This window comes from uncultured Gulosibacter sp. (assembly GCF_963509965.1).
GTDB lineage: Bacteria > Actinomycetota > Actinomycetes > Actinomycetales > Microbacteriaceae > Gulosibacter.
This window is the reverse complement of sequence record NZ_CAUPDE010000021.1, coordinates 1-10,399: the sequence shown is the minus strand read 5'-3', so window position 1 is coordinate 10,399 and position 10,399 is coordinate 1. Positions and strand designations below refer to the sequence as shown.

Annotated in this window: 8 protein-coding genes; 3 read left to right on the top strand and 5 right to left on the bottom strand. The window is 62.0% G+C overall.

The window, feature by feature from the left end; translation table 11 throughout:
• Positions 1-66 precede the first annotated feature (66 nt).
• From RQ865_RS09770 to RQ865_RS09750, 5 genes are all read right to left on the bottom strand, one after another.
• Positions 67-1,131: a DNA-formamidopyrimidine glycosylase family protein gene (locus RQ865_RS09770; protein WP_311479195.1), complete on the bottom strand. Its 1,065-nt coding sequence runs from the start codon at positions 1,129-1,131 to the stop codon at positions 67-69.
• Positions 1,132-1,146: 15 nt separating this feature from the next.
• On the bottom strand, positions 1,147-1,683 hold the full coding sequence (locus tag RQ865_RS09765) for a ribose-5-phosphate isomerase (RefSeq protein WP_311479194.1): 537 nt from the start codon (positions 1,681-1,683) through the stop codon (positions 1,147-1,149).
• Positions 1,683-2,285, bottom strand: a complete 603-nt coding sequence (locus RQ865_RS09760) for a DsbA family protein (protein ID WP_311479192.1) — start codon at positions 2,283-2,285, stop codon at positions 1,683-1,685. The genes RQ865_RS09765 and RQ865_RS09760 overlap by 1 nt, the downstream gene beginning before the upstream one ends.
• A 72-nt stretch (positions 2,286-2,357) precedes the next feature.
• Complete coding sequence (locus RQ865_RS09755) at positions 2,358-4,163, bottom strand: ABC transporter ATP-binding protein (RefSeq protein WP_311479190.1); 1,806 nt, start codon at positions 4,161-4,163, stop codon at positions 2,358-2,360.
• Positions 4,160-5,974: an ABC transporter ATP-binding protein gene (locus RQ865_RS09750; protein WP_311479188.1), complete on the bottom strand. Its 1,815-nt coding sequence runs from the start codon at positions 5,972-5,974 to the stop codon at positions 4,160-4,162. Before RQ865_RS09750 ends, RQ865_RS09755 begins: the two co-directional genes overlap by 4 nt.
• 182 nt (positions 5,975-6,156) lie before the next feature.
• Between RQ865_RS09750 and pepN the strand changes: the two genes are divergently transcribed.
• The 3 genes from pepN to RQ865_RS09735 all read left to right on the top strand — a co-directional run bounded on the left by pepN (position 6,157) and on the right by RQ865_RS09735 (position 10,253).
• On the top strand, positions 6,157-8,703 hold the full coding sequence (pepN, locus tag RQ865_RS09745) for an aminopeptidase N (protein ID WP_311479186.1): 2,547 nt from the start codon (positions 6,157-6,159) through the stop codon (positions 8,701-8,703).
• Between the two features lie 140 nt (positions 8,704-8,843).
• Complete coding sequence (locus RQ865_RS09740; protein ID WP_201517781.1) at positions 8,844-9,806, top strand: mechanosensitive ion channel family protein; 963 nt, start codon at positions 8,844-8,846, stop codon at positions 9,804-9,806.
• Positions 9,807-9,824: 18 nt separating this feature from the next.
• The gene (locus RQ865_RS09735; RefSeq protein WP_201517782.1) at positions 9,825-10,253 is read left to right on the top strand and encodes a globin; all 429 of its coding nucleotides are present in this window, start codon (positions 9,825-9,827) and stop codon (positions 10,251-10,253) included.
• Positions 10,254-10,399: the final 146 nt, after the last annotated feature.

Here is a 10,399-nt window from a genome sequence, read left to right as displayed (position 1 = left end):
ACCCCACACCGCACTGGGCGGCCTAACTCCCGCGCAAGTCATTCACAACCTCACGGGACATAACAGCTAGCGCTGGCAACCGGGGCACCAGTAGAGCTTGCGCCCCTGCATAAGCTCCACCTGCACATTGACACCGCAGCGACGGCATGGCTCGCCCGCACGGCCATACACCCAGTGCCGATGGGCCACATCCGCGAGCGCGAGCTCCCATGCCTCTCCGGTGAGCCCATCAATGGTCATCATGCGCCCCACACGAACACCGTCTGGCAGCAGCCGTGTCCAGTCGCGCCATATTTCGCGCAGTTTGGCTTCAGGTACCTCATTGCCCGGGATATGGGGGTCGATTGCGGCGCGGAACAGGATTTCGGCTCGGTATATATTGCCGATACCCGCCACCACGGCCTGGTCCATGAGCAGCTGCCCGATTGCCACTCGGCGGCGCACAGCATTCTCTACGAATCGTTCTTCACCCACGTTGGGATCGCCCACGAGTGGGTCAGGGCCGAGTCGGTCGAGTACGCGTTCCACACCGGCGCCATCGAGCAGTTCACAAACGGTTGGGCCCCGCAGGTCGGCACAGGATCGGTCGGTGAGCAGCCGCAGCCGCACAGTGCCCACGATCTCTGGTGGCCACTGGTCGCTCGTGGCCAGTTCGGTGTCGTGTTCGGCCATCCGTCGACGCCGCGGCGCGCCAATCGATAGGGCTGAGTCTTCGCCGTCGGCGTCGACGATCTGCGCGACCGTGTGCATCCGCCCCGCTGCCGCATATTCACCGGTCTGACCGATCCGGCCGCTGTCGCCGGCATGTTCAATGAGCGGTGCCGCGGCAGCGATCGGTTCGGCACCGGGCAGCGTCACCGAGGGTACACCCGCCGAATAATCGACCGCGGTGACCTCACCCCAAAAATCCCAGGCACCGTAGATACCGAGGTGCACACGCAGCCACAGTCCGTTATCGAACGCGGCAAACATCTGTTTCCCCACCGCGAAACAATCGGTGAGCACACTGCCGTTGATGCGTGCGGCGCCGTCGGCGAATCGCCCCTGCGGGCTAGATGCGGTGATGCGCCGGCCAGCAAAAGTGGCGCGGAGCTGATTGGCGATGCGGTGTACAGAATGGCCCTCAGGCACGGTGATCCTTCGGGCTTAGGCTTCGGGCGCAGCGTCGAGCACCGCGGGAATATCGGCGCTGGTCGCCGCCACCGTGGTTTTCTCCGCGATCGATCCGGTGCGTTCGTATTCTCGCAACTGTCCGATACGGCGCACATGTCGTTCATCGCCGGGAAACGGTTCAGTGATGAAGGTGTCGATGAAACCGATTGCTTCTTCGAGCGTGTGTTGGCGGGCACCGATCGAGATGACATTGGCGTTGTTGTGTTCGCGGGCCAGCTGTGCGGTGACTTCGCTCCACACGAGTGCGGCACGCACACCGGCCACCTTGTTCGCGGCGATCTGTTCGCCATTTCCCGAACCGCCAAACACCACGCCGAGCGAGAACTCGCCGGCAGCCCAGTCGTTAGCGACTGCCTGTGCGGCATCGATGCAGAACGACGGATAGTCGTCAACGGGGTCGTATGCTTGCGGGCCGTGGTCGATGACCTCGTGGCCCGCTTCCCGCAGGTGTGCTTGAAGCTGTCGCGAAAACTCGAGACCGGCGTGGTCGGTCGCGACGTGGATGCGCATCAGTCGAACTGCGGACCGCGCGTCCGCGAGCGCTTGAGTTCGAAGAAGCCGTCGTAGCCGGCTGCGGCTACAACGCCATCGAATAGTTGCAGTGCCATATCGCCCTTGGGTGCCGGCGAGATGACGGGGCCGAAGAACGCAACACCGTTGACCGCGATAATTGGGGTGCCGACGTCTTCACCCACAAGGTCGATTCCCGACCGGTGCGAGGTGTTGAGCAGTTCGTCAAACTCGCCCGCCTGTGCGCGTGCGATGAACTCGGCTGGTACCTGTGCTTCGGCAATCGACTCGACCAGCACCTCGTCGTCGCGGCGTTCACCAACGTGGATGCGCGTGCCGAGTGCGTCGTAGAGGGCTTTCACCCGGTCGTTACCGAGCTCGGCGGCGACACCGGCTGCCACCTTGCAGGTAAGCAGCATCCGTTGATGCGATTCGGCGTGGATGTTGTCGCGGCCCTCGTTGAGGATCGCGAGCGACATCACCCGCCAGGTCACGTTCGTTTCGGGACGGAGGCGGTGCACCTCGTCAATCCAACGCGAGGTCATCCACGCCCACGGACATACCGGATCAAACCAGAACTCGATCGTCGCATTCGAAGTCATGCTGCCAGCGTAGCCGCTCCTGTGTGAGGGTTTGCAGGGTGTCGGGTGAGGCGTGGCGGGCAGGGGCCGCGTTTAGAGTGAGTCTTGCCAGGCGCGGTGCAGGTTCGCAAAACGTCCGCCGGTGGCGATGAGTTCGGCCGGTGTGCCATCTTCAACTACGGCACCGTCGTGCACCACCAGCACGCGGTCGGCGTTCATCACAGTTGCCAGCCGGTGGGCGATGATGATCGCGGTGCGGTCGCCGAGCAGCTGTTCGAGCCCGTGCTGTACGGCACGCTCACTTGGTAGATCGAGCGAGCTGGTAGCCTCGTCGAGAATCAGTACGCGCGGGTCGGCGAGGAACGCGCGCGCGAATGACACCAGCTGCTGCTGCCCGGCCGCCAGTCGGCCGCCGCGCGAGAGCACATCGGTGTCGTAACCGTCGGGTAGCTGGCGAATGAACTCGTCGGCACCGATTGCTTTGGCTGCAGCTTCAATTTCGGCGCGGGATGCATCCGGGTTGCCAATCGCAATATTGTCGGCAACCGTCCCCGAGAACAGATACGACTCCTGGGTGACCATCGCGACCGCCTGTCGGAGCGACTGGTCGGACAGTTCACGCAGGTCGACGCCATCAATTCGGATGCTTCCGGAAGAGACGTCATAGAAGCGCGCGATGAGCTTCGCAATTGTTGATTTACCGGCGCCGGTGCGCCCCACAATCGCCACGGTCTGCCCAGCGGGAATGTGGAGGTCAACGTGTGGCAACACATCTTGACCGTCTCGATATCCGAAGCTCACCGCATCCAGGTCGATGGTGCCGCGCCCAGCAGGAAGCGGTTTCGGGTTTTGCGGTTCGGTCACCGCTGGGTTTACCGAGAGGAACGCCGAAATTTTCTCGAGTGCCGAAGCGGCCGACTGGATCTGGTTGTAGAAGCCCGCGAGCGTGTCGATCGGTACGAAGAACCAGCGCGTATACAGCACGAGCGCCAGCAGCACACCCACTTCGAGATTGCCGCCGACAACGCGCAGGCCACCGACTGCGATCACCACCGCGATCGTGAGGTTGCCGAGCAGCTTGAGTGCCGGCTGGTAGATACCAAACACCATGATCGAACGCAGGAGTGCCGTGCGGTAGTCGCCGCTGAGGTCGGCGTAGCGTGCATCGTTTGCAGGCTCGCGGCGATAGGCCTGCACCGCGCGGATGCCGGTGAACGTCTCGACAAACTCGACGGTGAGCCGTGCCGAGTGGGTGCGCATATTTCGGTATTCCACCGACGAGCGGCGCTGAAACCAGGTCGAGAGGAAATATCCCGGCACGAGCATCACGAGCATCACGAGCCCGGTGAGCCAGTCCATCAGGATGATCGACACGGCGATCACAATCATCCGCGCCGGGGCACCGATTATTGCTTCGAGGCCGAACTCGAGCGGTTCGCTCAGCGACTCGGTGTCGTTGGTTTGACGCGAGATGACGCGGCCGCTGGTATAGCTCTCATGAAACCCGAGATCGAGCTGCTGGCTGTGTCGGAAGATGCGCAGCCGCAGGTTGTAGAGCACCCGCTCGGCAACGCGGGCTGACAGGCGCAGGTACGCGAAGATGGCGCTCGAGCCCACCACTGCGAGGCCCAGGTAGCCGATGCCCGCGGTCCAGGCCGGGCCCGAATCGCCAGCCTGTAGGGCCGGTAGCGCAACGTCAATACCCCACGCGATAACTGCGGGGCCGGCAACCACGGCGAGCTGATAGATGATGATGAACACGCCAACGGCGAAAAACGCGCCACGTGCCGGGCGCAGCAGCTCACCCAAAAGCTGCCACATCCGCTCTCGTTTTTCACGATCGCTGCCCGCTGCAATCGGGTCGAGGTCGTGGTCGGCTTCGGCCTGTTGTGTGGTCATTCGTGGTCACCTCCCGCAGCTGCGGCGCTGGCGGCAGGGTCGGCCATGATCGACCGGTATTCGGGGAGAGTGGTCATGAGTTCACTGTGCGTGCCGACAGCCGTGACCCGACCATTTTCGAGCAGCGCCACCCGGTCGGCGAGCGCTACCGTGGATGAGCGGTGCGCGACCACGAGCGTGGTGGTGCCTCGCAGCACTTCACGCAGCCGGGCGGTGACTCGTTCTTCAGTTGCCGTGTCGAGTGCCGAGAGCGGGTCGTCAAGTAGCAGCAGCCGAGGTTTCGCGGCAATCGCGCGCGCGAGCGCGATGCGCTGTCGCTGTCCGCCCGAAAGTGACAGCCCCTGCTCACCGATGCGGGTATCGACACCTTCAGGAAGGTCATAGGCGAAACCGGCGTCGGCAGTTTCGAGAGCGAGATCAAGCAATCTGTTGGCCGCGTCACTTTTTCGATCAGCATCAGTGAGTGGCCGATCCAGCCCGAGGGCGCGGTCGGCTCCCAACAGCACGTTTTCTCGCACACTTCCCGAGAACAGGGTGGCTTCTTCAAACGCCACCGCTGTCGTGGCGCGCAGCTCGGCGAGGTCAAGGTCACGCACATCGTGGCCGTCGATCAGCACCGCGCCCGCGGTGACGTCATACAGCCGCGGCACCAATTGCAGCAGCGTCGATTTGCCGGCGCCGGTGACGCCAACCAGCGCCATTGTCTCGCCCGGCCGCACGGTGAGCTGCACCTCGTGCAGCAGCGTGTCGTCGGGCCGATCGGGGTAGGCGAAACTCACTCCGCGCAGTTCAAGTTCACCGCGCGCGGATGCGGCAGCAAAATCATCGGGATGCTCTGGGCTCGTGATCGTGCGGGGCGCGTCAATCACTTCGAAATGCCGTTGCAGCGCCGAGGCGGTGGAGGCTGCGGCACCAAACATTTGACCGATCATGGTGACCGGACCGTTGAGAATCATCGCGGTGGCAAAAAACGCCGACAGCTCACCGACATTCATATCGCCATTGGCAATAAGGTGCAGCCCGAGTAGCAGGGCCGTGCCGAGCGCGATCTCGGGCAGCATCCGCACCACCGCATCAAAGTTGGCAATGAGGTCGGTCTGGCGCACCCCGATCGCACGCACCCGGTCGGCGTGGCGCTCATAGCGCCCAAGCGCATAGTCGCCGCGGCCGAAGGCTTTGAGCACGCGAATACCGTGCACCGATTGCTCAACATTGGTGGCCAAATCGCCGCTGGCATCCTGCCCCCGGCGCGCAAGCTGTCGATATTTGCCCGCGAACCACGCGGTGTAAAACATGATCGGCAGCGCGGCCGCAAAATAGATGACCGCGAGCAGCCAGTGCGAGCGCACCATCAGCACCATGCCGATAGTGAGCGTGAACATATCGGTGATGAGCATGATGCCGCCGAAGGCAACAAACCGCCGAATCTCGCCGAGGTCGGTCATCGCCCGCGAAAGCAGCTGGCCCGACTCCCAGCAATCGTGAAAGGCGAGCGGCAACCGCTGCAGATGACTAAATAGCCGTGTGCGCATCCCGTATTCGATGCGTGCCGAGGGGTCAACCGACAGCATCCGGCGCACAAACAACAGCCCCGATTCGATGAGGGCTAGCCCCACCACCACGAGCGCGGCCATAAGCACAACGGTGACACCGGCGTTGACGGTGAACACCTCGTTCACCAGATGCGAGAGCACCTGCGGCATCGCCAGCGCCGCCACCCACGAAAGAATCGACACTACAACGCCAAAAATGAGGCGGATGCGATAGGGCTTCATAAGCCCCCACAGGCGACGTAACGGTCGCTGCTGCATAACTCACCCCATCCGCGTCGTGCATTCAATTTGATTCACACTACGCGGTCGCAGTCGTGAAAACATGTGCGGCTCATTGGCATTATTCATCGATTACCACCCCGTTGCACACCCAGACAGCGGTAGGCTCAAGCCCGACCAAGAGCGTAAATGACGCCAAACCGAAACGACAGGATGTATTCGTGCCCGGAGAAAACCTCACTCGCATCGAAGCCGTCGAACGTCGCGACCTCGTCGATGCCACCAGCTACGACGTGTCGATCGACCTGACGACCTCTCCCGAAACCTTCCGCACCGTAACTCGCGTAGAGTTCACCGGCACAGAAGGCGCCACCACTTTTATTGACGCCATCACCGACACCGTTCACGCAGTGAAACTGAACGGCGTCGACCTCGATCCCGCAGAAGTTGCCGACGGTGTGCGCATCACGCTGCCGAATCTGGCGGCCAAAAACGAGCTCATCGTCGAAGCCGATATGCGCTACATGAACACCGGTGAGGGCCTACATCGCGCGGTTGATCCCGCCGATGGCGAGGTGTACCTCTACTCGCAGTTTGAGGTGCCCGATGCTCGCCGCATGTACCCCTGCTTTGAACAGCCCGACCTCAAGGCCGTGTTCACCTTCCACGTGACGGCGCCCGAAAACTGGGCCGTGATTTCGAACCAGCCCACCCCCGAGCCCGAACCGCTCGGCGATGGCAAGGCCGTGTGGCATTTTGGCCAGACCCCAAAGATGTCGACCTACATCACGGCACTCGTCGCCGGCCCGTATGTCTCGTGGCATGACGAACTCGTTTCGGCAAGCGGCCGCACCATCCCGCTGGGGGTGTACTGCCGTAAATCACTCGCCGAGCACATGGACGCCGACAATATTTTCACCACCACCAAACAGGGCTTCGAATATTTCGAACGCAACTTCGGCGTCCCCTACCCCTTCGACAAATACGACCAGCTGTTCGTGCCCGAATACAACATGGGTGCGATGGAAAATATCGGCTGCGTCACCTTCACCGAAACCTATGTTTTCCGTTCGCGGGTGAGCGACGCCATCCGTGAGCGCCGCGTGGTGACCATCCTGCACGAACTGGCCCACATGTGGTTCGGCAACCTGGTCACCATGAAGTGGTGGAACGACCTGTGGCTGAACGAGTCGTTCGCCGAGTTCATTTCGACGCTCGCAACCGCCGAAGCTACCGAATGGGAAAACGACTGGGTAACCTTCCTCGCCAGTGAAAAAACCTGGGCGGTACGAGAGGATCAGCTGCCGTCAACCCACCCGATCGTCGCCGAAATTCGTGACCTTGACGATGTGCTGGTGAACTTTGACGGCATCACCTACGCCAAGGGCGGTTCGGTGCTCAAGCAGCTGTTCTTCTGGGTGGGGCGCGAAGCGTTCTTCAAGGGTGTTAATGCCTACTTCAACAAACACGCCTATGGCAACACGGTGCTCAACGACCTGCTGGTTGAGCTCGAGGCCGCTTCGGGTCGCGATCTGCGCGAGTGGTCGAAACTGTGGCTGGAAACCGCCGGCGTGAACACGCTGCGCCCCGAGTTTGAACTGGATGCAGACGGCAAGTTCACGTCGTTCGCCATCCTGCAGTCGGCTCCCGACGCCCACCCCACTATTCGCCCGCACCGCCTCGCGGTTGGTGTCTATAACCGCACTGACGAGGGCATCGTCCGCACCCACCGGGTCGAACTTGATGTGAACGGCGAGCGCACCGAGGTGCCAGAGCTTGTCGGCCAGCACCGGGGCGATCTTGTGCTCATCAACGATGACGACTTCGCCTACGCCAAGATCCGGCTCGACGAGCAGTCGCTGCGCACCGTGCACGACCACGCGGGCGAAATTGTCGACCCGTTGGCCCGCGCCCTCACCCTCGGCAGCCTGTGGGATGCAACCCGCGATGGCGAGGTGCCGGTGCAGCAGTTCATCGAGACCGTGCTGGCACATATCGGCAGCGAAACCGAATCGACCACGCGTCGGATGCTGCAGTCGCAGCTGCTCGGCTCGGTTGACCGGTATTCGCGCCCCGAGCGCCGCGAGCAGCGCCGAATCGAGGTTGCGGATGCGTTCTGGTCACTCGCGCAGGCTGCCGAGCCTGGTTCGGATGCGCAGTTTGGTTTTGTGCAAACGTTCGCACAGTTCGCCACCACTGACGAGCAGCTCCAGGTTGTTGCCGATCTTTACGACGAAAGCGTGAAGCTTCCGGGTCTCGACATTGACACCGATCTCGGCTGGCAGCTGCTGTATGCGCTGGTCGCCGGTGGTCGGGCAGGTGAGCCCGAGATTGCGGCGCGGTATGCCGCGGATGCCACCTCGGATGGTAAGCGTTCTGCCGCGCACGCCCGTGCCGCAATCCCGACTGCCGAAGCGAAGCGTGCGGCCTGGGATTCGGTGTGGGCCACTGCGGGCGCCACGAACGACATCGTTCGTGCCGCCGCCGCAGGGTTCTGGACTACCCGCGATCATTCGCTGCTGACGCCGTTTGTCGACACGTATTTCGCCGAACTGCGACAGATCTGGTCGAGCCGTTCGTACCACATCGCCGAATACCTGGTCGACGGCTTTTTCCCCGGGCTGGTCGACACCGAGCGGGTCGTCGCGCTCGCTACCGAGTGGCTGGCAAACAATGAGGATGCACCGGCACCGCTGCGTCGCCTCATCGCCGAAGACCTCGACAGCGCCCAGCGCGCGCTCCGCGTGCAGGCTGCCGACGTCGAGTAGTCAGCCATAGCCATCGGGGCTGGGTGCTGCCGCTAAGGCAGCGTCCAGCCCCGATTTTTTAGCTGTGCAGCCGCCGCGTTGTGGTGATGCTCAGCTGTTTGCTGCCAGCACTCGGGAAGCACTCGTATGATCGGCTGCAAATGCAAAACTTTTTTGACTCCGTTATTGAATTCCTCGGCCCATTCTCAGACCTCATTGCCATTGTGCTAGTCATCCTCGGCGCCTGGCTGGTCAACCGACTCGCGAAAATCATCATTCGTCGAACCGTGGGCAAGATCGTCTCCGGGGTCAAAAAAAAGCGTGGCGTCAACGACACTCAGATGCTGGCGCTGCGTTCGCCACTCGAGTCGGTGCGCACCGTGCAGCGCGCACGCACTATCGGTCAGGTGCTCGAAAACATCGTTGCGGTGCTGATCTTCGTGATCACCGTGATGTGGGTGGTCACGATTATTAACCCGTCGTTTTTGGCTTCGCTCACGGTGCTCTCGGCGGCAGTGGGTGCCGGGCTCGGTTTCGGTGCCCAAAAAATCGTTGGCGATGTGCTCAACGGCCTGTTCATGGTTATCGAAGACCAGCTGGGCGTCGGCGACGAGGTCGATATGGAATATGCAATCGGCATCGTTGAAGCAGTGGGCGTGCGCGTAACCCAGGTGCGCGACCTGTGGGGCCAGCTCTGGTACATCCGCAACGGCGAAATTCAGCGCGTCGGCAATAATTCCCAGGGCTGGAACCGCGCCATCATTGACCTTGCGGTGCCCTACACCGTTGATCGCGACCGCGCCCAAAAAGTGATGGCCGAAGCTGCCGAGGCGCTCTATAACGACCCCGAATGGGCCGAACACATCATTGAAAAACCCAGTATTTGGGGTTTGCAGACGCTCTCGGCTGAAGCTGTCATTGTTCGCCTCGCGGCAAAGACGCTGCCGGGCGAACGCTGGAGCGTTGAGCGTGAACTTCGCGCCCGCATCCAGGATGCATTCAAGGCCGAGGGTATTTCGCTACCTCCCATGAACACGGTGATTTTTAACGGCCCCAATGGGATGAACCTTACGCGCGCCAGCGGAATTGATGATCGTCAGGCACAGCAGCGCGAAGCCGAGTGAGTGCGTAGGCTTGGCCTTATGACTGAACCGCTTCCCGTCCATCTGCGCACCGGCGAACAAGGCGCTGCGGCCCTTCCCACCGTTTACGAGCAGGTCGGCGGCATGGCGGCATTCGACACGCTCGCCCGCCGCTTCTATGAGGCGGTGCAGCAAGACGAGGTCATGTGGCCAATGTATGACCCTGATGATCTCGAGGGCGCCATCTGGCGACTTAGCCGGTTCCTCGGACAGTATTGGGGCGGTCCCACCACCTATTCGGCACAGCGCGGACACCCGCGGTTGCGGATGCGTCATGCACCCTTCCCAATTGATCGCGATGCACGCGAGCGTTGGCTGCGCCACATGACCGCCGCAGTGGATTCAATGCAGTGGCCCCCGATGGTGCGCGCGCAAATGCTCGATTATTTTGATCGCGCGGCCACCGCCATGATTAATCAGCCCGGATAATCCGCCGGCCTGTCGGCAATAACCCCTAGGTCAACAGCGTCACCGTTTTGGTGTTGTCACCGTTTTAATGTTGTCTACGGGGGGTTGTTTTTGGGAAACAAAAAAATGGTGGGGCACACAACCCGCCAAAACGGATCATGCACCCC

What these genes read in the sequence shown, in the direction of transcription:
- RQ865_RS09765 (WP_311479194.1), bottom strand. Translation starts at nt 1,683, where the DNA reads ATGCGCATCCACGTCGCGACCGACCACGCCGGTCTCGAGTTTTCGCGA.
- RQ865_RS09760 (WP_311479192.1), bottom strand. Translation starts at nt 2,285, where the DNA reads ATGACTTCGAATGCGACGATCGAGTTCTGGTTTGATCCGGTATGTCCG.
- RQ865_RS09755 (WP_311479190.1), bottom strand. Translation starts at nt 4,163, where the DNA reads ATGACCACACAACAGGCCGAAGCCGACCACGACCTCGACCCGATTGCA.
- RQ865_RS09750 (WP_311479188.1), bottom strand. Translation starts at nt 5,974, where the DNA reads ATGCAGCAGCGACCGTTACGTCGCCTGTGGGGGCTTATGAAGCCCTAT.
- RQ865_RS09740 (WP_201517781.1), top strand. Translation starts at nt 8,844, where the DNA reads ATGCAAAACTTTTTTGACTCCGTTATTGAATTCCTCGGCCCATTCTCA.
- RQ865_RS09735 (WP_201517782.1), top strand. Translation starts at nt 9,825, where the DNA reads ATGACTGAACCGCTTCCCGTCCATCTGCGCACCGGCGAACAAGGCGCT.